General features: G+C 44.1%; 19 protein-coding genes, 2 tRNA genes and 1 rRNA gene. 3 read left to right on the top strand and 19 right to left on the bottom strand.

Annotated elements, in window-relative coordinates; translation table 11 throughout:
* Nucleotides 1-205: 205 nt before the first annotated feature.
* From H150_RS0112215 to H150_RS0112240, 6 genes are all read right to left on the bottom strand, one after another.
* Nucleotides 206-694 (bottom strand): GAF domain-containing protein, encoded by a 489-nt coding sequence (locus tag H150_RS0112215; RefSeq protein WP_019959344.1) that lies wholly within the window; start codon nt 692-694, stop codon nt 206-208.
* Nucleotides 695-767: 73 nt separating this feature from the next.
* A complete protein-coding gene (locus H150_RS0112220; RefSeq protein WP_019959345.1) occupies nt 768-1895 on the bottom strand; it encodes an alpha-hydroxy acid oxidase in 1128 nt (375 codons plus the stop codon).
* Nucleotides 1892-2572: a Fe2+-dependent dioxygenase gene (locus H150_RS0112225; RefSeq protein WP_019959346.1), complete on the bottom strand. Its 681-nt coding sequence runs from the start codon at nt 2570-2572 to the stop codon at nt 1892-1894. Before H150_RS0112225 ends, H150_RS0112220 begins: the two co-directional genes overlap by 4 nt.
* A 73-nt stretch (nt 2573-2645) precedes the next feature.
* Complete coding sequence (locus tag H150_RS14445; RefSeq protein WP_019959347.1) at nt 2646-4874, bottom strand: TonB-dependent receptor; 2229 nt, start codon at nt 4872-4874, stop codon at nt 2646-2648.
* A gap of 401 nt (nt 4875-5275) precedes the next feature.
* Nucleotides 5276-6031, bottom strand: a complete 756-nt coding sequence (locus tag H150_RS0112235) for a peptidoglycan DD-metalloendopeptidase family protein (protein WP_019959348.1) — start codon at nt 6029-6031, stop codon at nt 5276-5278.
* A gap of 87 nt (nt 6032-6118) precedes the next feature.
* Nucleotides 6119-6544, bottom strand: coding sequence for a DUF2147 domain-containing protein (locus tag H150_RS0112240; RefSeq protein WP_026353693.1), 426 nt, complete (start codon nt 6542-6544; stop codon nt 6119-6121).
* A gap of 171 nt (nt 6545-6715) precedes the next feature.
* On the opposite strand from H150_RS0112240, the gene H150_RS0112245 reads away from it, so the two are divergent.
* On the top strand, nt 6716-7213 hold the full coding sequence (locus tag H150_RS0112245; protein ID WP_019959350.1) for a GNAT family N-acetyltransferase: 498 nt from the start codon (nt 6716-6718) through the stop codon (nt 7211-7213).
* Between the two features lie 54 nt (nt 7214-7267).
* On the opposite strand, the gene dnaE is transcribed toward H150_RS0112245, so the two are convergent.
* The 11 genes from dnaE to H150_RS14455 form a co-directional block, all read right to left on the bottom strand.
* The gene (gene dnaE, locus H150_RS0112250) at nt 7268-10711 is read right to left on the bottom strand and encodes a DNA polymerase III subunit alpha (protein WP_026353694.1); all 3444 of its coding nucleotides are present in this window, start codon (nt 10709-10711) and stop codon (nt 7268-7270) included.
* A gap of 42 nt (nt 10712-10753) precedes the next feature.
* Entirely contained in the window at nt 10754-11011 is a 258-nt protein-coding gene (locus tag H150_RS0112255) for a PhaM family polyhydroxyalkanoate granule multifunctional regulatory protein (protein WP_019959352.1), read from the bottom strand.
* Nucleotides 11012-11122: 111 nt separating this feature from the next.
* Nucleotides 11123-11199 (bottom strand) — tRNA-Met (locus H150_RS0112260).
* A gap of 282 nt (nt 11200-11481) precedes the next feature.
* Nucleotides 11482-11558: transfer RNA gene (locus H150_RS0112265), tRNA-Met, on the bottom strand.
* 60 nt (nt 11559-11618) lie between these two features.
* Complete coding sequence (locus tag H150_RS0112270; RefSeq protein WP_019959353.1) at nt 11619-12557, bottom strand: LysR substrate-binding domain-containing protein; 939 nt, start codon at nt 12555-12557, stop codon at nt 11619-11621.
* Nucleotides 12554-12820, bottom strand: coding sequence for a cell division topological specificity factor MinE (gene minE / locus H150_RS0112275; RefSeq protein WP_019959354.1), 267 nt, complete (start codon nt 12818-12820; stop codon nt 12554-12556). Before minE ends, H150_RS0112270 begins: the two co-directional genes overlap by 4 nt.
* Before the next feature lie 4 nt (nt 12821-12824).
* The gene (minD, locus tag H150_RS0112280; RefSeq protein WP_026353695.1) at nt 12825-13640 is read right to left on the bottom strand and encodes a septum site-determining protein MinD; all 816 of its coding nucleotides are present in this window, start codon (nt 13638-13640) and stop codon (nt 12825-12827) included.
* 44 nt (nt 13641-13684) lie between these two features.
* Nucleotides 13685-14551, bottom strand: coding sequence for a septum site-determining protein MinC (gene minC, locus H150_RS0112285; protein ID WP_019959356.1), 867 nt, complete (start codon nt 14549-14551; stop codon nt 13685-13687).
* A gap of 133 nt (nt 14552-14684) precedes the next feature.
* On the bottom strand, nt 14685-15959 hold the full coding sequence (gene waaA, locus H150_RS0112290; RefSeq protein ID WP_019959357.1) for a lipid IV(A) 3-deoxy-D-manno-octulosonic acid transferase: 1275 nt from the start codon (nt 15957-15959) through the stop codon (nt 14685-14687).
* Between the two features lie 66 nt (nt 15960-16025).
* Entirely contained in the window at nt 16026-19949 is a 3924-nt protein-coding gene (locus H150_RS14450; RefSeq protein WP_019959358.1) for a translocation/assembly module TamB domain-containing protein, read from the bottom strand.
* Between the two features lie 55 nt (nt 19950-20004).
* Nucleotides 20005-21987 (bottom strand): autotransporter assembly complex protein TamA, encoded by a 1983-nt coding sequence (locus tag H150_RS14455; protein WP_019959359.1) that lies wholly within the window; start codon nt 21985-21987, stop codon nt 20005-20007.
* 319 nt (nt 21988-22306) lie between these two features.
* Between H150_RS14455 and H150_RS0112305 the strand changes: the two genes are divergently transcribed.
* Nucleotides 22307-22720, top strand: coding sequence for a hypothetical protein (locus H150_RS0112305; protein WP_019959360.1), 414 nt, complete (start codon nt 22307-22309; stop codon nt 22718-22720).
* A 1-nt stretch (nt 22721) separates the two neighbouring features.
* Here the strand turns inward: H150_RS0112305 and rbsK are convergent, their stop codons facing one another.
* Complete coding sequence (gene rbsK, locus H150_RS0112310; RefSeq protein WP_019959361.1) at nt 22722-23624, bottom strand: ribokinase; 903 nt, start codon at nt 23622-23624, stop codon at nt 22722-22724.
* Between the two features lie 124 nt (nt 23625-23748).
* On the opposite strand from rbsK, the gene apbC reads away from it, so the two are divergent.
* Nucleotides 23749-24852 carry an iron-sulfur cluster carrier protein ApbC gene (apbC, locus tag H150_RS0112320; protein WP_026353697.1) on the top strand — a complete coding sequence of 368 codons (1104 nt, stop codon included), beginning with the start codon at nt 23749-23751 and terminating at the stop codon, nt 24850-24852.
* A 134-nt stretch (nt 24853-24986) separates the two neighbouring features.
* On the opposite strand, the gene rrf is transcribed toward apbC, so the two are convergent.
* Nucleotides 24987-25100, bottom strand: a 5S ribosomal RNA gene (rrf, locus tag H150_RS0112325).
* Nucleotides 25101-25157: the final 57 nt, after the last annotated feature.

The raw sequence follows: 25157 nt of genomic DNA on the forward strand, positions 1-25157 counted from the left end.
AATTGGTAGACGCAGGGGACTCAAAATCCCCCGCCGCAAGGTGTGTCGGTTCGAGTCCGACCCTGGGCACCACAGATTTAGGAAAATAAACCGCACTAGCGGTTATTTTTTTGCCTATGATTTATGTATTGCATATTCATACCTACTCAAAAAAAATAGGCTGAAGCCATCAGCTTCAACCCATTTGTATCAACCTCGTCTGACTTTAATCCACATCCGATGCAGCCATCAACGTGGCAACCACTTGTTCTAAATAATCCGCATCCACTTGGCCAAACGTGGCAATAGCATCACTGTCCACATCCAACACACCCACGCAGCGACCATCTTTCATCATCGGCACCACGATTTCAGATTGCGACAAGCTGCTACATGCAATATGTCCTGCAAATTGATTCACATCCTCAACCACAATGGTTCGTTCTTGCGCCCATGCAGTGCCGCAAACACCTTTGTTTTTGGCAATGCGTGTGCAAGCAATCGGACCTTGAAACGGACCCAAAACCAATTGCGCATCTTTGACCAAATAAAAACCCACCCACAACCAGTCAAACTGTGTTTTCAATACCGCTGCAATATTCGCCATATTGGCAACAAAATCACGTTCATCACTGATTAAAGCGACAATTTGTGGCAACAAGCCGTCGTATTGAGCGGGTTTGTCACCATCGATTTGATGCAATGTTTCTGCCATCTTCATCATTCCATAAAAAGAAACATCATAGCATTTTCTAAGGTGAAGTCTAATAAGCGTCCTGTAAGCTTTGTTACCAACGTACCAAACATTCAGAATGTATCTCTTTGATCTGTGCACATCCCATTTGCGCCAGAGCCAACTCCAACTCCATACGCAACAAATGCAATATATGCGCCACGCCCAACATACCAGCCACAGCCAAAGCATGCATTTGCGGACGACCAATCATGACTGCATCAGCGCCCAAAGCCAAAGCTTTGACAATGTCAGTACCATGTCGGATACCACCATCTAATAAAATCGGCACAGCTGCGCCAGTGGCAGCTTTGATTTCAGGCAAAACATGCAAAGACGCTGCCATGCCATCCAAAACCCGTCCACCATGATTGGAAACCACCAAACCATCGATGCCGTACTCAAGCGCCATCTTGGCATCCTCAGGATGGCTCACGCCTTTAAGCCACAAAGGCAAATGCGTTTGTTCACGCAACCACGCCAAATCGTCCCACGTTGGCGCATGTTCGGTAAACCAAGAACCAAAGACCAATTGCTCATCCAACAAATGGCTGGTGTGCTTGTACTGCGCATCAGCATCAATATTGACCGCACTCACGCCCTCAGGCAAAGCCAAAGACGAGCGTTTGTAATGTGCATCTACCGTCCACATAACCGCACTAAATTGTGCATCTAAAGCGTCCTGTAACACTTGCTGCGTCTGTTGTTGACTCGCTTGACTGTACAATTGCAACCAAAGGGGCGGTACAGGCCGCTTCAATTCTTGCGCCCCCGCCTCTGCTGCCAAACGTATGTCTTGAAAACGGCAACTGGACAAAGTGCTGACCACCATCGGTGTTTGCATCGCCACGGCTGCACGCACCGTTGCCAACTCTGCTTCAGGATGCACCAAACCATGATAAGCCACAGGTGCCAATGCTATCGGCACTTGCCATGTTTCATTCAAAATCTGCACAGCCACGCCACCATGATGTACATCTCGCAAAATACGTGGGCGCAAACCATAATCATCGAACGCACGGCGATTGGCTGCCACACTGATATTTTGATCACTGCCTTGCTGAATGTATTGCCAAATATCTGAACGCACAAAATCTTGAGCCGTGATTTCATAATCACGCAAACATTGCAGCGTTATGGGAATGTGATTCAAAGCGGCCTGTAAAATATGAGAATGGCTCATGTTTGCGACCACATACGCAATAAATTATGATAAACACCGCTCAAGCTACGCGCGGCTTCACTGTGTGCATCTGTGGCTAAAACCTTTTGTATCGAACCATCCAAATCATACAAAATTTGTCGCTGCTCACTGGAAGCGACCAAGCTTTGCGTCCAAAAAAATGCCCCCAAACGTACGCCTTGCGTCACAGGCTCCACCCGATGCAAACTGTTGGCAGGATACACAATCGCATCACCTGCTGCCAATTTGACACGGTTTTCGCCATATGCCGTACTGATGACCAATTCACCACCTTCGTACTCATCAGGTTCGCTCAAAAACACCGTCGTCGACACATCGCTGCGCACTTTCATATCAGCATTGGGCATGGTGAAAATGGCATTGTCGATGTGATTGCCATACGCGGTGCCGTTTTCATAGCGATTAAACAGCGGCGGCAAGACTTTCAGCGGCAAAGCAGCAGCCATAAACATAGAACTGCGCCCGAGCTTGTCTAAAATCAACTGTCCGATTTGTTGCGCAATCATATTATCCCGTGGCAACTGATGGTTGGTTTTCACTTGGGCGGCAATGTGTCCTGCCGTCAAGTGCCCATCTTGCCAAGGTTGTTGCAATAATAACTCACGGCAAACACTGACTTCTTCAGCATTCAGCAATTCGGGAATACGTAATAACATAAGTATGCTCCAGACAAAAAGCCCCATCATCATAACCGAAGATGGGGCTGTTTCAATGCATCTTAATCAAGATTTAGAATGCTAATTTCAAGCTCGCAACCGCAGAGCGACCTGCACCGATGGAAGCGTAATGGGTTGAATAAGTTGAGCTGTAATATTCTTTGTCAGTCAAGTTATACACATTCAACTGGGCTTTGGCCATTTTATTGATTTGGTAAGACACCATCGCATCATAACGCGTGTAGCCTGGAATGCCTTTGATCAAGACCGCATCACCATTTTGTGTGTAACTGCCCACTGCGCTGCTTTGTGCATACAAACCGACACCTGCTGTCAATTTAGGTGTGAATGCATAACTGGTCCACAAGCTACCACTGTGACGAGGCGTATTGAAGAAGTCTTTGCCTTGAGCCACGTTATCAGAACCATTGGCATTTTTCGCCAATTTTTTCTGTTCGCTAGACATGAAAGTATAACCGCCATACACATTCCATTGATCGGTGATTTGACCATTGAAACCCAATTCAAAACCATCAACCACTTTCTCACCCGCCATGCGAGCAACGCCGTTTTCAACAATACGAGCATTGGTGATTTCATTGCGGAACACCGCACCAGTCAAAGACAAGCGATCGTTCAACAAATCCCATTTGGTACCCACTTCATACGAGCGGGTTTTTTCTGGTGACAATTCATTGGCATTGGCAACAGGTGAGCGGCCTGAAGTCGGATCGATACCTTGGTCTTCCATGCCTTGACCCAAGAATGAGTTACCTGGGGTTGAAGCAGTGGCAAAGTTGGCGTAAATGCTACCATTTGGCAATGGTTTGTATACCAAACCCAATTGGTAATTCCACAAATTGTCTGTACGAGTAAAACGCTCTTTACCAGGTGCTTGCACGCTCGAATCATAATGGTCAAAACGCACACCTGCATTCAACAACCATTGTGGGTTGAATTCAATGGTATCAAACGCATACACAGAAGTGGTTTTAGTGCGGTAATTGGTTGCATCACCCACAGTATAAGTACCATTCCATGGATCGTTTGGATTTGGGTTGTTCAAGCTGGTACACATATAACCACTTGCCGCACCCACACCATTTTTACATACGCTACCACTACCATGAGTAGGATTCAAAGCAATGCTGCTGACAGCAGATTTTTCATGTGCCAATTCCAAACCCACATTAAAGCTGTGTTTCAATGCACCCGTTTCAAATTTGCCCGTTAAATCGGTCACATTTTGGTAAGTGTTGACATCGCTATCACGGGTATTAGAACGTCGCCATACCAAACCATTGGCCACATTGCCTTGGCTGTCATCTGGCTGAGTCCACACATATTGCTGGCTAGATTTGGCTGCACGGAACACATTGCGAATTTTCAAATCATCATTGAAATCGTGTTCAAATGTAATGCTACCTTGGTCGGTTTTTTCCTTGCGGAAATCACGGTCAACCAAGCCATACCAATTATCACGATTACCGCCAGTAGTTGGATGGTAAGTATGTGTACCTGAAGTTGGACGGTCTTTGGCTGCTGGCCAGTAAAATGGTGCACCGCTTTCAGGAATATCATCTGTTTGGTAATGATAGTAAGACAAAATCAAACGGGTGTCTGTGTCTAAACCAAACGCCAATGATGGTGCAAAACCCCAATGTTTGTTTTCAGGACCATTGCGACCTGGTAAGTCATTTTTTTGACCCATTGCATTCAAACGCAATGCCACACCTTGGTCAGTTGCCCAGTTGCTGTCTACTGTGGCACGCACATATTTGTCTGTGCCTGCTAACAAATCAAGGTGGGTAAAGTCATTGGTTTGAGGTTGTTTGGTTTCTACTGAAATCGAGCCACCCGCACCGCCACGACCATTGAATGCAGAATCCGCACCCTTAATCACTTCCACTTGTTCTACATTGAATGTTTCGCGCGAACCTGCCGCAATATCACGCAAACCATCTACTGAAATACTTTGTTGTGAATCGATACCACGAATGAATGGGCGATCGCCAATCGGATTACCACCTTCACCAGCACCAAAAGTAATACCCGGTGTTGAACGCAAAGCCTCTTCCAAACTAGCCACACCACGCTGGTCTAAAACTTCACGTGTAATCACTTGTACAGTTTTAGGCGTATCACGCAAAGGTGCAGTAAATTTATTAGAATTTGACTCAGTCGCTTTCATAGGATTGGCTTTTTGTACCGAAACCTCTACTGCGCCTAACTCAGTATCTGCATCAACATCTGCAGCCCAAGCACTGGTAGCAAAAGGCATGGTCAATAAAAAAGCCGCCATCGTAGGAGCGACATATTGGCTGGCATCGTTTTTCTTAGATGCGGGTTTTTTTTCATCTACTCAAGGCTTCCACAAAAGGTCAACGACACATTGAAAATCGTCTTTTCAAAACATATCGCTTACCCGTATTGATTAATTTGTGATTTAAGTAATATATAAATACGAATCATTACTTATTAGGAGCCGAAGCATACTCCTTCAAAAAACGATTTAAAAGCACATTTAAAACTCAAAAAAACCATTTATTAGATTTTTAAAATCAAAATAAAATCAAAGTTGTCATATTTTTGTCATAATTAAGCTCTTTTAAGCACAATTAAGTACCAATCAATACCATAAAAAAATTCAGGCCGCTGCTAACAAGCGTCCTGAATTTTTTTATAACTGTGTTAAAAACCACACTACCAATATGAATTAGGGTTAACAGCCTTGCCATTTTGACGCACTTCAAAATGTAATTTCACGCCGTCTGTTCCCGTCGAACCCATAGTCGCAATTTGCTGACCTTGTTTGACTTGATCGCCTTCTTTTACTGAAACACGGTCATTGTGTGCATAAACCGTCAATAAAGTTGGTGTGTGTTGCACCATCACCAAATTACCATAACCACGCAAACCATCACCTGCATATACTACTTTACCTGCGGCCGCGGCCTTCACGGCATCGCCACGATTGCCACCAAAATCCACACCTTTGTTACTGCCACCATTAAAGTTAGACAAAACCGAGCCCGTTACAGGACGCGCTAAACGAACGTTCGTGGTATTGGCTGCGGTAGCAGGCGCGCTCCAACTAACAGCAGGTTTGCTGGCGGTGTTATTCGTTTGGCGGGTATTGGTCGCTGTATTTGTGGTATTGCGACGAGGCGTTGAACTAACGTTATTGCTCACACGCAATAATTGACCCACTTCAATTTGACCGGGGTTACTCAATTGATTCCAACGACTCAAGGTAGAAACAGTTTGGTTATAACGCAAACCAATGCGGTACAAGTTTTCTCCTCTTTGTACCCGATGGTATCCCGCAGGCACAGAAGCATTATCTGGTACAGCAGTTCTTAAACCACCATGACCCGATTGAATCGGTGCTGCACTTTGACAAGCACTCAAACCCAGAACCAATAAGCCTACACAAGGCCACAAAGCAATTTTTTTCATGGGTTGAATCATACCTGTGCAAAGAAATGCCAAGCAAGTCAAAAGACCACCTTAAACGGTGGTCTTACCAAATTTTGCATTGAACAATTATTTTACACGCTGCCAAATTTGCGTACGCCCTAAAATAGACGTGCCCACATAACCACGCAAGTGCAAAGTATTGGCATTATTGGTCAATTCAGCATTGGCTTTATATGTTTTGCCGTCCTTAGGATTGGTGATACGCCCACTATCATACTTATTAGGACCGACATCTTTCAAACCTGTCAAAATCGTGCTGCCCGCCAAAGGCTTACCTTTAAAGCTACTGGTACAATCCTCACACGTTGGGCTCACACCAGCTTCGACACTGAGTATCCTACCAACATACGCATCACCGACTTTACTGACTTGAACAATAGACTTAGGTTGCTTGGTTTTATCGTCAAATGTGCGCCATTTACCTGTGATATCTTGCGCCATCAGCAAACTTGCAGAACTCAAGATACCCAATAAAACAATTTTTTTCATCATTTCTTCCTACTCCTATTTCAGATTGTCACCACCTAATTGGTTTGTTATATGATGGCTCTGTTTGATTGAAACACGTTTTTTCAAACAAGTGTTTGAAATTTTAAAATTCCATACTGAATCTTAAATATTAAGCACATTTAGCACTCTTCAGTGTCGTAACAAGGATACAAAATGCTTATCAGAATCGCTCAAGAAGCTGATCTCAAAGACATTATTAACATATATAACAGCACCATCGCCAGCCGAAAAGTGACTGCTGATTTAAAACCAGTCACAGTAGAAGAACGATTGGATTGGTTCCAAGCCCATCAAAAACCACATCGTCCTATGCTTGTATGTTGCAATACAGACAATCAAATTTTGGCGTGGGGGACGTTTAGCGATTATTACGCTCGCGCCGCTTACGACATCACGGCTGAAATCAGTATTTATGTGTCTGAAACCCAACGCGGTCAAAAACTCGGACAAACCATGTTGCAATACATGTTAGACATTGCGCCATCATTGAACATCAAAAATGTGGTGGCAGTGATTTTTGGACACAACACACCAAGCTTGGCATTGTTTAAAAAATTTGGATTTGCCCAATGGGGCTTGTTGCCACGGGTATGCGAACTCGATGACATCGAAGCAGACATTGTCTTATTGGGCAAACGATTGATGGTTTGAATCTAAAAAAGCGTCCTGTAAACATTTACAGGACGCTTTTAAACACCATTGTTTTTACCAAATCACATTGACCGCTTCATGACCCAATAATTGACTTAATTGTTGTAATAATTCACTGTTCAAACCAATTTGCCATTGTGAGCTGGTTTTCAACTCTGCGCTCACCAACGGATGCTGATAAGCCAAACGCAAACCCACATAGCCTTGACCTCGCTGGCTTTGTAGCAATGCTTGTAAACGATGCGTATCGGTTTGTGGCGTGGTGATTAATGACAAATTACGAGCAAATGCACTGCGAGCACCATCAAAATCATAAATCCCATCCGAATTCAGACGCAAACCACCGCCGCCATTGTATTCATCTCGTGCCACTTTGCATTCAAACAACAATACTTGGTCAGCTTTGAGCAAATGTTGGAAACGCTCATAACTGTTACCAGCAATCACCACTTCCAATTTAGCCGTTTCATCTTCGACTGTCGCAATCGCCATTTTGCCACGGCGACCCATAATAATGCGAATGCCTGTGACAAAACCCGCTACCCATTGCTTATGATCGGCAGGTTTTAATTCTGCCAAATCTTTTTTCGCAAAACCACGAATCACATCACGATAAGGCTTGAATGGGTGACCTGATAGGTAAAAACCAATGGCCTGTTTCTCTTCAGCCAATTGTTCAGAATCATTCCAAGGCGCAGCATATACCATTTCAACCTCAGGCATCGCCGCATCGTCCATCATGTCAAACAAACCACCTTGATTGGCATTGACGGCTTTTTGCTCAGCATAATCCATCGCCAAGCCCACATTCGCTAGCAACATCGCACGATTGGGTTCAATTTCATCAAACGCACCGCCTCGAATCAACGCTTCTACTGTGCGCTTATTCAAATGCTGTTTGCCGACACGTTCACAAAAATCAAACAAACTGGTAAATAAGCCATTTTGGCGCGCGGCAACGATGGCGTTTACAGCCGCCTCGCCCGTTCCCTTAATCGCACCCAAAGCATAACGAATTTGGCGATGAGGCAAAGGCTGAAAACGGTAAAACGAATGATTCACCGAAGGTGCTAAAAAAGTAATGCCGTTGCTTTTACTGATAGCATCGTCGTAAAACACTTTTAATTGGTCAGTATTATCCAATTCCGATGACATGGTTGCTGCCATAAATTCAGCAGGATAATGGTATTTGAGCCATGCGGTTTGGTAAGACACCAAGGCGTAAGCTGCGGCATGAGATTTGTTGAAACCGTAGCCTGCAAATTTTTCCATATAGTCAAAAATTTCATTGGCTTTCTTCTCATCAATCCCATTTTTAGAAGCACCTTCGACAAAAATCGAACGGTGTTGCACCATTTCTTCGACTTTTTTCTTACCCATCGCTCGGCGCAACAAATCTGCACCGCCCAATGTATAACCACCACAAACCTGAGCGGCCTGCATCACTTGTTCTTGGTAAACCATAATGCCGTAGGTTGGTTCCAAAACATTGGCAAGCAAAGGATCTAAGTATTCGAATTTTTCACCATGCATACGGCGGATAAAATCGGGAATCAAATCCATTGGACCTGGGCGATACAACGCGACAAAGGCGATAATCTCCTCAAATTTACTCGGCATCGCCTCCATTAACATGCGGCGCATGCCTGCCGACTCGAATTGAAATACTGCTGTGGTATTGCCTTCCGCAAAAATATGCTTGTAAGTCGGTGCATCGTCTAATGGAATGTGATTCACATCCACGATATCGCCCACACCATCTTTGATGAAATTTTGTGCCATCTCGATGATGGTCAAGTTGCGCAGACCCAAAAAGTCAAATTTGACCAAACCTGCTTGCTCTACATCGTCTTTATCAAACATCGACACAGGCGACGTATCATCGCCTTGCGCTTGGTAGACAGGGCAAAAATCGGTGATTTTACCCGGTGCAATCAATACACCACCTGCATGCATGCCCGTACCGCGAGTCAAATCTTCCAGCTTTTGTGCCAAAACCATCAACTCTTCGGCTTCTTCCGCTTCAATCAGCTCACCAATTTGCGGTTCGGCTTCCATCGCTTTTTTCAAGCCCAAAGGTTTGTTCTGTTCCACTGGAATCAATTTGGACAAGCGGTCACACAAACCAAACGGCAAATCCAATACCCGACCCACATCTCGAATCACTGCTTTGGATGACAGAGTGCCAAAAGTGACAATTTGACTCACCGCCTCATGTCCATAATGGTCACGCACATAATGAATCACACGACCACGGTTGGCTTGACAAAAGTCAATGTCAAAGTCAGGCATAGACACACGTTCAGGATTTAAGAAACGTTCAAACAGCAAAGCATATTTCAATGGATCCAAATCGGTAATTTTCAGCGCATACGCCACCAACGAACCCGCACCCGAACCACGACCAGGACCTACAGGACAACCATTTTGTTTCGCCCAATTGATGAAATCTTGAACAATCAAAAAATAACCCGGGAAACCCATATTAATGATGGTTTTAAGCTCAAAATCCAAACGTGCTTGATATTCAGGATAACGTGCTTCTCGATCGGTTTCATTCGGATACAAAACCGCCATCCGCTCTTGCAAACCCTCATTCGACAAATGTGCCAAATAATCATCCAAGCTCATGCTATCGGGCGTTGGAAACTGGGGCAAAAAGTTTTTACCCAATACAATTTCCACATTGCAACGCTTGGCAATTGCTACCGAGTTTTGCAAAGCCTCAGGCAAATCAGCAAAACGTGCTTCAAATTCATCCGCTGCGACAAAATACTGTGAAGGCTGAAAATTCTTAGGACGGCGCGTGTCTGCCAACACATAACCCGAAGAAATACACACTCGCGCTTCGTGGGCTTGAAAATCATCTTTGTTCAAAAATTGGGCAGGATGGGTCGCCACAATCGGCAAATCCAAATCCTGTGCCAATTGCAAACTGCCTGTCACTGCCACTTCCCATTCGGGCTTTTCAGGCAAACGTTGCAATTCCAAATAAAAACGATTCGGAAACAAAGCAGCCAAAGCTTGTGCTTGTGCTTTAGCCTCTTCCAAGCGGCCTGTAAGCAAACTTTGACCAATATTGCCCAAATGTGCGCCTGACAAACAAATCAAACCCGTATTGTCACCATCAGCCAACCACGATGCTTGGATACGGTAATCCATACGATTGCGCTCTTCATCAACATAAGCACGCGTGATCAATTCGCTCAAACGACGAAAACCATCGGCATCGCGAGCAATCAACAACAAACGGTAATCTTTGCTCTCACCGACATCATCTTCCACCCATACATCCACGCCAATAATCGGCTTAATGCCATTGCTACGGCAAGCTTTGTAAAACTTGACCATACCAAACAAATTCATCAAATCAGACACACCTAAAGCCGCAAAACCTTGCGCAGCAGCATGTTTGACCACTTCTTTGATGCGTATCATTCCATCTTCAATGGAAAACTCTGTGTGCATACGAAGTGGGATATAACGGGGGAATGTCATGAGAGATACCTAATAAAGGCGACCTGAAGTCGCCTAGTTTGATTAATCTTTGTTGCTAGCGAGATTTTCGCCCATTTGGCTTAAAGATGCAAAAAACAGTTTTTGCTGTTCCAGCACTGCCAATTGCGATTGCACCATTTGCAAGTTGAAACTCAACCAAAGCTCCACGCTTTGTAACTCACTGATTTTCTTTTGCACATCTTCTGCCGACATCGGCGGCAAAAACGGGGTCATTTGAGGGTTGGCATTTTGCCAAAATTGCTGCCATAAAGTAAACGGATTTTGATCACTGGTATTCATAACGCTCCTTTATTGTCCAACATGGTTAATCAATCTATTGTAAACCGAGTGATTCAATAAAAGCGTCCTGAAACGTAAAAAAACCAGCTATTTAAGCTGGTTTTTCATATTTGGTTGCGGGGGCAGGATTTGAACCTACGACCTTCGGGTTATGAGCCCGACGAGCTACCATGCTGCTCCACCCCGCGTCAGAAATGTAACTATAGCGCGTCTAGGCTGTTGCGTCAAGTCATTTGTTAACTTATTTCTAATTCCCCATTCAGACCGCTTCTAACCGATACTGTTTTAGCATTTCTACCGATACTGTTTTAGCATTTCTAAAATGAAATAAAATATTGCCTTCATCTTTCAAAAATTCAGCCCATACTCCAATCATCAACCAAATGATTCTGCCATTTTTAAAGCTTACTGAATCTTTTTAAGCGACCTGAAATGCAAAAAAACCAGCTATTAAGCTGGTTTTTCGTATTTGGTTGCGGGGGCAGGATTTGAACCTACGACCTTCGGGTTATGAGCCCGACGAGCTACCATGCTGCTCCACCCCGCGTCAGAGGTGTAACTATAACCGTTTTCATACCCCTACGCCAAGTACTTTATTCAATTATTTTCAATCTTCCGTAGATTCTTCTGGCTTCACAAAACGCACACCTGCCAATTGTGAATGGAAAATCGCTGTTTTGATGGTTTCAAGCGCTTTTTGGCGCACAAAATGACGGCGCGCTGCCAACATTACTCGGCGCTCTGGCGCTGGATATTTGAAAGGAATGATGCTGAACAACATGTGATCATTTTCAGTCAAAGAAGTCGCTGGCAACACACTGATACCCAAACCCGATGCCACCATATGGCGAACGGTATTGATGGAGCTGCCTTGCAAAGTATTGGTCAAACCTTTAATACGCTGACGGCTCGCCAACTCCACGCAACTGTCCAAGACTTGGTCACGCATGCAATTGCCTTCAGTCAATAACAATACTTGCTCATCTGCCAACTCATTGGTCGTGATTTCATCCATTTCTTCAAATGCATGGCCTTTGGGCGTGATGACAAAAAACGGCTCATCATATAAAGGTACAGTGACCACGCCCGCTTCTTGATAAGGGTCAGCCACCACAATGGCATCTAGCTCACCTTTTTTCAACATATCGGTCAAAGCACCCGTATGATTTTCTTCTAGCATCAATGGCATTTTCGGTGCCAAATCACGCAAAGACACAATCAATTTAGGTAACAAATAAGGTGCAACCGTGAAAATCAGACCCAATTTAAATGAGCCTTCCAATTCATTTTGCTCTTCTTTGGCCAATTGCTTAATCATATCGGCTTCTTCCAACACGCGCTGGGCTTGATCCAAAATACGCAAGCCTGCATCTGTTGGTCGAATTTCATTGCTACTGCGGTCAAACAGGGCTACGCCTAATTCCTCTTCCAACTTTTTAATGGCGATAGATAAAGTCGGCTGGCTCACAAAACAACGCTGCGCAGCACGACCAAAATGGTGCTCTTGCGCAACAGCCACGATATAGCGTAACTCAGTTAACGTCATGAAGAAACTTTCTTAGATTCGGGTAAAGTAATGTTCAATTCCAACATTTCCATATCCCCTTGTTGCTCTTGTGAAATACGAATGTCCTCAGGAGAGATATTGACGTATTTTGCCAATACTTCCAACAACTCTTTTTTCAACATCGGTAAATAATCAGGCGCCTGAGATTGTACACGCTCCTGAGCAATGATGATTTGTAACCGATCCTTGGCAGTTTCTGCCGTCTTTTTTTTGCGACCGAGCAATAAATCGATTAGTGACATTGCCTTATCCTCCGAACAAGCGCTTTAACAAGCCCTTTTTCTCTTCTTGTAAAAAACGCATCGGACGACTTTCACCCAATAAGCGTGCCACCACATCTTTATAGGCTTCAGATACATCGGTTTGGTTCAAATGAATGGCAGGAGAACCTGAATTTGAAGCTTGCAATACGGCACCAGACTCAGGAATCACACCAACCAATGGAATACGCAAAATATCGGTAATGTCTTCTACAGATAACATATCCCCTGCTGCCACGCGTGCAGGCACATAACGGGTAATCAACAAATGTTCTCTAACTGGTTCTTCACTCATTTCAGCGCGACGGCTGCGGCTAGATAAAATACCCAAAATACGGTCAGAGTCTCGCACGCTCGATACTTCTGGATTGGTGGTGACGATTGCCTCATCTGCATAATACAAAGCCATCAATGCGCCTTGCTCAATACCCGCAGGAGAATCGCAAACCACATACTCAAAACCCATTTTCTCAGTCAATTCTTTAAGCACACGACCGACGCCATCACGGTTCAAAGCATCTTTGTCACGGGTTTGAGAAGCAGGCAAAATAAACAAGTTATCACAATGTTTGTCTTTGATTAAGGCTTGGTTTAAGGTCGCTTCTTCTTGAATCACATTGATTAAATCGTAAACCACACGACGCTCACAACCCATAATCAAATCCAAATTACGCAAACCAACGTCAAAGTCAATGACTGCTGTTTTATGACCTTTCAATGCTAAGCCACTGGCAATGCTTGCGCTTGTTGTGGTTTTACCCACGCCACCCTTACCTGAAGTTACGACAATAATTTTTGCCACAGTCATCTATCCTTACTGAGTTTCAATTGAATTAATTTGTTGTTTTATTGTGCGTTCAATGCGCCCACGACCAATTTGTCGTCTTCCAAATACACTTGTATCGCTTTGTTACTTAAATCGGTTGGCAAATCACGTTCAAATGTTCGGTATACGCCAGCGACTGAAACCAATTCAGCTTGCATGTTTTGAATGAAAATGCGGGCTTTTTTATTGCCTGTTGCTCCTGCTAAAGCACGACCACGCATCGGTGCATACACATGAATATTCCCATCGGCAATAATCTCTGCACCCACACTCACCATCGCCAATACAATCAAATCGGCGTTTTCTGCATACACTTGCTGACCTGTACGTATCGGTTGACGAATAACCAAAGTCGGTTTCGCCTCATTATCAGACATAGGCTCAGCCAAACTAGGCTTATCATAAAAACTGGTGATATTGGCCTCTTTGGCCAAGCGATCACTGAGCAATTCCAATTCACCCTCTTGTTTTAAAGGTGCATTGATTACAACAGACTCTACAGTTTCTACAACGGCGGCAGCTTCAGGTGCCAAAGCGGCTGCCATTTGCTCTACGCCTTGCGCCACTTTTTGTTCTACTTGCGGTGCATTCAAAATACTGAATGACAAACCATGTTTGGCAGCCAATTGTGCCGTATTTTCATCAAAGTGACGCAAGCCTACTAACTCAAGACCTTGACGACGAAACAGCCGAATAAATTGATCGACAGGCAATTGACTCAGATCATCTAATTGTTCCAAGTCCAATACAAAAGGCATTGAAGCAAAATCACCCAATTGCTTCAAGCGTTGTTCTAAAGCGGCTTCTAATTGCACAAAGTCATTGCTTTTCAATTGCAAAGACAATACGTCTAAGCGCGCGGATTTCACATCAAATAATGGATTCATGCTGATTCTATTTACAATGTCATGTTTGGCGTCGAAGCGACGATTTTTTAAGTGTTTAGAGTTTACCGTGATAGTGACAAGGATTCAATCAAGGCAGTGATTTTTAAGCAGGCGTCATCACATCCACTATCGATTAACCACGATTTAACCCTTTTACTTGTGCAGCAATTCGCTGAGCCATACCATCGCTAGCACCTTGATGGTGGCGTATAAACTGTTGAGCTTGTTGTTGCATCTCCAGCCGATTGCTATCGTCCTGTAACAAATGGGTGACCACGTCCAACCATTGTGATGCAGTTTGTACTTGTATCGCAACACCAGCTTCCAAAGCAGCGCTGCACGCTTGTGTAAAATTATAAGTAGAAAAACCAAATACAGTCGGCTTGCCACAAGCAATCGGTTCAATCACATTTTGGCAGCCTGTATCGACCAAACTACCGCCCACAAACACCACATCCGCACATTGGTAATAAGCAAACAATTCACCCATGCTGTCACCAATCCAAACTTGGTTTTCAGGACGCACAATGTGTCCATCGCTGCGTTTTTGAGCTTTCAATCCCAATGCTTTGGCAGCTTCAAATACCGCCTCAAAACGCTCAGGATGGCGCGGCACAATAACCAATAAAGCATCGGTTGGCTGTTGCGCCCATGCTTGCAATAACAATTGCGCCTCATCCACGCCTTGCTTGTCCACACGCGTACTGCCACACACCAAAACCAAACGCGAACCGATTTTTTGCTTGAATTCAACACCCAAGTCAATCGCAGCTTGTGGCGGCTCAATATCATATTTGCTGTTACCACACACTTCCACCGTCGATGCACCCAAGCTTTTTAAACGCTCGGCATCGACTTGAGTTTGCGCAAAAATGGCCGTCAACTGAGATACAGCAGGTTGAAACAAAGAAGCGGCTTTCAAATAGCCTTGCAACGACTTTTCCGACAAACGCGCATTGGCCAAAAACAAAGGTATCTGAGAGTGATGGCACGCATGCATCAAATTCGGCCACAATTCCGTTTCCATCAAAATGCCCATGATGGGCTGATGCTCTTGTAAAAACTGCGCCACATAATCTTTGCGGTCATAAGGCAAATAGCGACATTGGGCATGTGGATACAATTGTTCTGCTGTTTCACGTCCTGTCGGCGTCATTTGCGTAAGCAACAACGGCGCATCAGGAAAATATTGTTGTAAAGCGGCAATCAATGGTGCAGCGGCACGGGTTTCACCAACCGAGACGGCATGAATCCAAATCGGTTGACGTACAGGATTGGGCAAAGGTTTGCCAAAACGCTCGTCCCAATGCGCCAAATACGCAGGCGCCATACGAGCACGTTTGCGCAAATAACGTTGAATGATTTTGGGCGCCATACGCCACAACACTTGATACACCGACAATAACATGGCGTGCCCTTTTAATCTTGAAAGCGTCCTGTAAAACATTTACAGGACGCTTATAAAACAAATCCATCACTGTTTTTCAACAGGACGAGTATGCGCTTTCTCATATGCTTCACGTGTGGCCTGAGTTTGCTGACCGAAGCCATCAAAACGCTTGCTATAACGCAATTCACCACCGCTGGAATAGCTGCCCACACGACCAATCATTTGCAAAGAGCGGCTAATATAATAAATCAATTTTACCGATGATTCTGCACTGCTTAAACCATATTCATAGCCCAAGCTCAACTGATTGGTCAAACGCTTGCTGACATTGATGACTTGCTCAGCTGCATTCATTTCACCCGTTTCGGTATTGCGAGTGCGGCGGGTTTCCAAACCAATATTGTCCACCACCCCAATTTTATTATTAATGCCACCTGCCAACCATGCACCCGCCGCTGCCGCAATCGCAGCATCATCGCTTTCGCTATTAGATGGGCGACCTAAAATCAACCAAGACAGTTTGTCTTTGTCGCTCATAGGTTCATCTGCCACCAACACCGTATTAGGGCGCGACAAACTGCCAGTGACTTCCACGCCTGCACCCACAGGCGAAGCTCTGCGTTCTGCTCGTACATTCAATGTCGGATTGGAAAGCTCATCGACAAAAGTAATGTAACCGCGTTGTATCACCAAATCTTGTCCATAAGATTTGTAACGGCCACGCACCACTTGAATCTGTCCATTGGCAGTCACATCTTGTCGCGGCTGCGCCAACAAACGCACTTGACCGCCCAGCAACACATCCAAACCTTGACCATTAAAACGGAAAGCATTGTTCAAATCCAACAACAAATTCAAATGAATCGGTGTGCTGGCATTTTTTTCTTTTACAGGACGCCCCAATACCACCACATCATCACTCAAAGAAGGTGCACTGGATTTTGGAAAATCAAAACGTGCCCTATCCAATTTCACGCCACCAACCAAACTCAAACCTTTTGCGGGCAAATACGTTAAATCTGCTTCACCACTCACGGTTAATTGCTGTGTCGGTTTCGATAAGGCTTCAAAACGACTCAAAATCAATTTCAAATTCACATCAGGATCAGAACCCAATAAATTAACTTGACCCTTCACTGTCGCAGTACCCGCACCCTCGCGGAAAGTCAAAGCATCAATCATCCAAGATTGTCCTGAAAAATGTGATTGCAATGAACCATTTTTCAAATACACACCACTCGAACGATCTAAAAAGCTTAAATTGGTCCCGCTAAACGGACCAGACAATTGCGGTTTACCTATCGAGCCACTTAATTTCACATTCGCTTCAGCGCGGCCTGTAACCTCCATGCCCACAGGTAAGAAATTGCGCACCGTCGCCAAATTATCAGCCACCACATTCACCGTACCACTCAAAGGCGCATTAGCAAAAACATTGCCATAAGCTTGACGAATGTTGATTTGACCATTGGCACGCGCATATTGGGTCACCAAATCAATTTTGGTATTGATGCTGCCATTTTGAAAACGCGTATCGGTTTGCAAACGACTCAAACCTAATTTTTGATTGCGCTGCGGCAAAGTCACGTCGCCAGATTGACGCTGCAAGCGCAAAAAGCCATTCATATTTTGGCCATAAGACATGTCCCAATCACCGCCAATAATGACATTTTGCTCAATTGGGATTTGTACCAAATTGTTAATTTCACGAATATCCAAGCCCGAAGCCGAACCTTTGGTTTGCAGACCTTTGCCAGCTTCCCAAATAAAATGATTCAAATTCAAACTGCCGCCCATTAAACCCCAAGAAGCGCTGCTCAACGCCACTTTCTGTGCCCCTGCTTCTAAAGCCATGCGGTTGTTCAAACGGGCATTGAATGCACCGCCAATATCCAAAGTGGCAACCGTTCCTTTCCACTGCATCTCATCATTCAGGCCGCCTTGTGCCGCCAAATTCAAACGATAAGGCTGCTTATCTAAGCTCAGGCTGCCATCGGCTTTGATATTGTGATTGTTACCTGTTCCCGCCACATTGACATTGATTTGGTCAACCAAAGTCGTACCAAACTTCAAAGCATTGCCATTGACACTGATATTCAAAGGCGCGCTCATGGTGGGCGATGCTTTCACATCGAAACGTGCTTGTTGCACTGCCACAGCATCTTTAAAACGCAGATTTTGTGCTTGACCTGCCAATTGAATGTCCAGTTTTTTAGGGTCGCCTGCCAAATGACCTTTGGCAGTCAATAAGCCACTTAAACCGAAACCAAATTGATCCAAACGCGGTGCATGAATATCCACATTCAATTTGTCGCCCGCTTTGCCTATGCTGCCATCGGTTTTAATGCGATTGCCATCAAGCAACACACTCAAATTGGCACGACTTAAATGTTGATTGCTGACAACCACATCACCTGTGCCACTGAGTTTGGCTCCCGACAAACTGCTGTTACCCAAATCCAATAAAGCCTTAACCACAGGTTCACCTGCCAAAGTTCCCAACGCACGCACATCCAAATTCACATTGCCTTGCGGATAATCTTTGGACAATGAAGCAGGATTAAAACGATGACTGACAGCCGCAATTTTAAAAGCTTGGTCTTTGTACAAATTCATTTGTCCTGCAAGACCAATACTACCGCCATCAGGCGTGGCAATATGTGCTTTAGAAATCTGCAAGCTTTGTTGACCATTTTGACGATCAACCAACATATTAAAGCGGCCTGAAGAACGCAAGCGTTCGGTCTTCAAACGCCAATCTGCTTGCGGGCTATCGAATTGACCTGTGACTTCAATGTCGCCTGCCAACGTGCCTTTCATCGGATTGTTCACAATATCAGCCAGCGTGAGTTGACTGACATTCACATCCAAATCCAATACAGACTGCGCCGCATCCACCACGCCTTTCACCGCAACTTGACCTTGATGCAGTGTCCGTATATTCGATGAGGATAAAATTACTTTCCCTTCTCGATCTAATTTAAATTGCGTATCAATGGATTGAACAGGAATACCATTTGCATCAATATGCATCGGCTTACTGTTCAACACTTTCAGGACGCCTTGCATTTCATTGGTGCCAGCAATAGGTTCAATACCCACTTCCAGTTCAATTTGCGCCTCGGGCAAGCTTGGAATGATGGTTTTAGGGTTTAAGCCTTTGCCATTGACATTCAAAAAAGAAAATTGTTGGTTTAATGTTTTGGCAAATGGATGCAACGCACCATCTACATTCAATATCACACCTTCACCACTGAATTTGCCATTGACCGTCAGATTGTCCAAATCACCACCCACAGCAGCATTGCCTTTGACCGTGATGCCATCTCGACTACCCATCACATTCAACTTGGCATCGGTTGCAAAAGGTTTGTTTTCGTTAAGAGAAACATAGCCATCAGCCAAACCAAACGTGCTGTCCAAGCTGTGAATATTCAAGCGATGTGGCTGACCTTGCTCATAGTGATAGCTTAATTGTGCTTGATTTAAAATAACACTGTGTTCTTTACCAAAAGTAATGGCATGAATATTCACTTCATCCAAATGCACATTCACTGGCAAACGCAATTTTTCTGGAAATTTGGCCTCTTGTTTGGGTCTAGGCTCCGTTTCAAATACTTCAATGTGCATTTCACCGATATCCAAACGGCGCACATGTATGGTCTTAGAAAACAAAGCATTGCTCGCCCAATCTAACTCCAAATGATTCAAATGAATGTTGGCGCTTTCCGTTTTCACTACCCAGTTATTACCATTGAATCCATTCCAAACGGTACCTGATACCTTGTCCGCTTCAATTTCTACACCAAACCAAGCAGGAATACGGAATAAAGTAAAACGCAAACCCGACTCTGTACGCGTCAGCCAAAATAAAGTCGACACAACCAAAACCACGACCAATAAAATAGCCACCAAAAAACGCAACCACCAACGACGGGGCTTTTTAGGTGGTTTAGAAGGCGTTTCAGGCAATGCGACAGCAGCGTCTGTCTCATTATGGGAATGCATACACAATACTCGCAGTTAATAAAACAAGATTCAGGTCAGATAAGTACATCGCGGATTAAAACGATGTTCCCAAGCCGATATACCAACGAATTTTTTGGTCTTCATGACCATAAGCCAAGTCAAAAGCAATCGGTGCGAAAGGACTAAACCAACGGGCACCTATGCCTGTACCGTGTTGAATTTTAAATTCATCAAATCGATTGGCCACATCGCCCATATCATGAAACAGTGCCAATGCATAATTGTCTTTAATTGGGTATTGGTATTCCAAGCTTGCAACACCCATCACTTTGCCACCAATCACTGCATCTTGATAACCTGTAATACCAATGCTTTCATGCTCATAACCACGTACAGAAGTAGCACCACCTGTACGGAATAACAAACTTTGTGGTGCATTTAATTCATCCGACACGTTCACCACACCGGCTCGACCTTTGACAATGAAAGTACCATATTTTTTTTGCTCAGGCGTGTAATAATAAGCCGTATCAGCACGAACCATTTGCATCGAAGCACTCGATAAAACCGATCCCAAAGTAGCGCCAATTTTGCCATAAACATAATAACCATTTTGTGGTCGAATCGATGTTTGTACTCGGTTATATCGCCATGATGCAGTCAACATCGTGGCATAATTTACGCCAAAATCTGGGCCATTTTCTACATGACTGTCATCACGGTAAAATTCTAAACCTAGTCGACGCTCACTGTTATCAAATTCTTTCACATTCCAAAGCCCTGCATTCCAAGACTCAGTCTTCACACGCTGTACAGTACCGTTCTTATAATTCAACGATGCCATATTGTACGAACTGCCAAACTCACGCGGATGGCTTAAACCAATACCAAAGCTTTGCTCATATTTGTTATAAGACACAAAACTACTGCCAACATAACCTCGATTCAAAACGTTGTAATGCTCATAACCCAAACGAATACCATGGCTATCTTCTGAATCGAAATTCAAGCCTGCATCAAATTTTTGACGTGGCACCTCTTGTACTGTCACCAATACAGGCACTTGATCGTCTTGTAGGCGATTGAATTGTGGTGTCACCATCACACTACTGTAATGACTGTCTTGCTCTAAAGCATTTTGAAAATCGACCACCTTATCACTGTCATACACATCACTTTGCTGAAATGGTGCCAGATTTCTCACAATATTTTCAGGATAACGAGGCTTTTGATTGGTTTTCTCGCCATTCGGTAACGATATTTCATTGATACTGACATCCAATGCACCAAAAAAAATAGGCTTTTTGCTGTCAATCGTCGCAGTCATGACAGCTGTTGCTGCCGCAGGGTCAATCAATGCTTGCGATTGCGTCATTTGTGCCAAAGGATATTGTTTGCGACGCATACCACTCACGGCGGCACTTTTACTACCACTCCAAGTACTTTGTAAAAAAGGCTCACCTTCTTTAGCCGTCCAACCCGACATGACATTCGCGAAATATTCACCCAGTTTTTCATCATCTAAAACAGGGCCATCTAAATTAACTTGAGCAGATGTAATAAAAACCCGCTTTCCTAAATCCACCTGAACCACATAAGGCAATGAATCCGTTTTCACACGCACGACAGCATTAAAATACCCTAAGGTATCCAACATGTCTTTGGCATCTTGAGGTGTATCATCGACCAAAAATTGAATTTGCTCAGCATCGATATCCGAATTCATTTGTTGTTGCACAATCAGTGGCAAATGTTCTTCTAGCATATCTTTTGCTTCAGAATTATCCACTTCCACAACAACAGCATACTGTAATTCTGATGGATTCGGCGGTGTGACATCTTTTACATTCTTGCCTCGCTCCTTGGCTTGCTCATTCAAGTATTCTTGCTCGGCGATAGAAAAAGGGCGTACGCTGACGGTCACTTCAGACCAATTAGACTGTAAAGCATCAGACAAAGCATTGTCTGATGCAATTTGAGATGCCAATACCGAACTGGGAAGCAACGCCATAGGACATAAAATCAGAGGCATCCAAGCCACAGCTCGAAAACTTAACAAAAAGGTCACACGCTTCATAGCTTATCCAAACCGCACAATAGTAATGATTCTAACATAGGAATTTACGCAACTTAGAAGCAAGGTTACCCTCTAAACAAAAACACTAGCAGCTCTTAACTTAGCTTTGCATGCATAAAACTATAAAAACCAAAAAAACACATATAATTCAAAGGTTTCATTAAAAAGATATCCGTACATGTTTATACCTAACCTACGCCGCCATACATCAATAGTACTACTACCTTTGCTACTCATTGGTTCTTTGACCAATGCCCACGCCTCTTCACTTGCGAAATTACCATGTGCAGTTTGGACTAGCCATCAGACATCTGTTTGTATGCGCTCACAAGCCTCAGTGATTACGGCAACTAACACACCTCATTACAATTTGGCAATCGACCAAGCTTTGGGTTCCTTACGCAATGACATTTTAATAGTCTCAAAACCAATTACGCCAATACCTAATACGCAGGTTTCATTACGCAATCAAGCCCCAGCACCCATTACCAGCAAGGTAAAAAATACCCATCAGCGTACAGCAGCACCAAGCAAAGCAGTTTATAAGCCAAAATTGTCACGCTCTGACATTGTGAAGCAAGAATTACAACGTGAAAAAGCCGCACTGCGTGCGGCTGAGAATCAATTAAGCCAAGCAAAGAAAAATGGCAAAAACATTCCTAAATGGGAAAGGCAAGTTGCGGATAGACGCGCCAATATTTCTGCCATGCAAGCCGAATTGGCTCGCTTATAAGCTAAGCTTGAGCCTGAATAAACACACTCACAGCTTCTGCGGTAGGCATCGCTGTTTGTGCACCCAATTGCTGCACAGCTAACGCTGCTGCAGCTTGGGCACGCTCTACAGCCACATCCAATCCTTGTGACCAATAGACTGCTAAGCCTGCATTAAACGTGTCACCGGCACCTGTGGTATCAACCGCTTCTACCTTAAATGCATTCCAATGACGTTTACCATCAATACCATAATGACTGGCGCCATTGGCACCTTCAGTCATCACCAATTGCATGTGTACAGGCAATATTTGAGCAATTTCCTCATCGCTAGCTGTATCATCTAATGCAAATGCCAATTTCAATTCAGTATGATTAGGCGTCATCACATCAACCAAAGATAATAATTCTGCGGATAATTTTTGTGCTGGTGCTGGATTCAAGACAAATGTCGCCTGATGTTTTTTAGCCAATTTTGCCGCATGTAATACGCAATCCATTGGAATTTCCAACTGACACAAAACCACATCAGCCTGTTCAAACAAAGCTGTATGAGCATCAATGTCCTCAATACTCAAAGCAAAATTCGCACCTGGCACAACAATAATATGATTGTCACTTTCGGCAACGGTAATACTGGCAATACCCGAACTCATACTTTGCTTAACACCAATCCCACTGATGTCTATGCCTTCTTGCTTTAAAATATTCAAAGCCGAAGTACCATTGGCATCATCACCCACCGCACCAATCATCGCCACATCAGCGCCCAAACGAGCAGCTGCAACGGCTTGATTGGCACCTTTGCCACCTAAAGCTGTCGTAAATGTCTGACCTAACAAAGTTTCACCCACTTTTGGAAAACGATCCAAAACTGTGATTAAATCCATATTGATACTACCGACAACCAAAATATTACTCATCATTCATTTTCCTTCTTACAAGGCGTAAGCATACCAAACTTTTGAAGAAACAGGAAAAAGCATCCTAAAAAGTTTACAATAGCAAAAGATTGCATCTGCCACATCTGACCCCATTTATTCCAACAATATCCCACTCAAACAGCAACCCAAAAAAGGATTTTCCGTGGAACAGATTCAAACCGCGATTGAAGCCATTGTCTTGCCCAATAGCAACCGTACCATTGCATCAGAAAAAGCCCTTACCAAACTCACACAACAAGACGGTAACATTCATGTGACATTGCGCTTTGCCTACCCTGTTGCACACTTACAGGACGCTTTCATTCAAGCCATTGCTCAAGCAACAGATACTCCTGCCTCCAATATTCATCTGACGCTAGAAAACAAAATTGTCACACACAAAGTGCAGCAAGGCGTGAATACCATTAAAGGCGTCAAAAACATCATTGCCATTGCTTCAGGCAAAGGCGGTGTAGGCAAATCCACGACCACTACCAACTTAGCCATCGCTTTAAGCAAAATGGGTGCGCGTGTTGGTGTCTTGGATGCTGATATTTATGGTCCAAGCCAACCGACCATGTTGGGCGTTTCTCATTTACAACCTGAACAAAAAGATGGCAAATTCATTCCTGTCACCAATGCAGCTGGCATTCAAACCATGTCGATTGGCTTCTTGGTCAATACCGATCAAGCGGTTGTGTGGCGCGGTCCCATGGTTAGCCAAGCTTTGCAACAATTATTATTCCAAAGCCAATGGGATGATGTGGATTATTTGTTCATAGACTTGCCTCCAGGCACAGGTGATGTCCAATTGACGCTATCCCAAAAAATTCCAGTGACCGCCTCTGTCATCGTCACCACGCCGCAAGACATTGCATTACTGGATGCTAGAAAAGCAGTCGACATGTTTGCCAAAGTCAATATTCCTATTTTGGGTATCATCGAAAATATGGCAACCCATATTTGTTCTCAGTGCGGTCATGCCGAAGCCATTTTTGGCTCAGATGGTGGCAAAATGTTGTCTGAAAACTTGAATGTCCCATTATTGGCTCAATTACCACTCAGCTTGCCAATTCGCCAAGCCATGGACCAAGGTCAAGGCGTAGATTTACAGCAAACTGAAACGGCCATTGCCAATTTGTACCAACAAGCAACATGGCAAATCATCTTAAAAATCTCAGACATGGGCAAAGATTTCAGCAATGCTTTTCCAAAAATTGTGATTGAATAATCCAGCGTTGATGATTAAAAGCGTCCTGTAAAGTTTACAGGACGCTTGTTTATATGAATGTGTATTATATTTAAAGCTATCTTTAAGAATGAATAAAGCCCTGATGCGTTTGCATCAGGGCTTTAGAATGGGGCGTTTGACGATGACCTACTTTCACATGGGTAATCCACACTATCATCGGCGCTAAGTCGTTTCACGGTCCTGTTCGGGATGGGAAGGCGTGGGACCAACTCGCTATGGTCGTCAAACATAAACTTTAAAATCAGAAAGCCGTCTGTGTTACAGAGCTTTGAAATAGGGCTGTA

The sequence above is a fragment of the Vitreoscilla stercoraria DSM 513 genome, assembly GCF_000382305.1.
Taxonomy (GTDB): Bacteria; Pseudomonadota; Gammaproteobacteria; order Burkholderiales; family Neisseriaceae; genus Vitreoscilla; species Vitreoscilla stercoraria.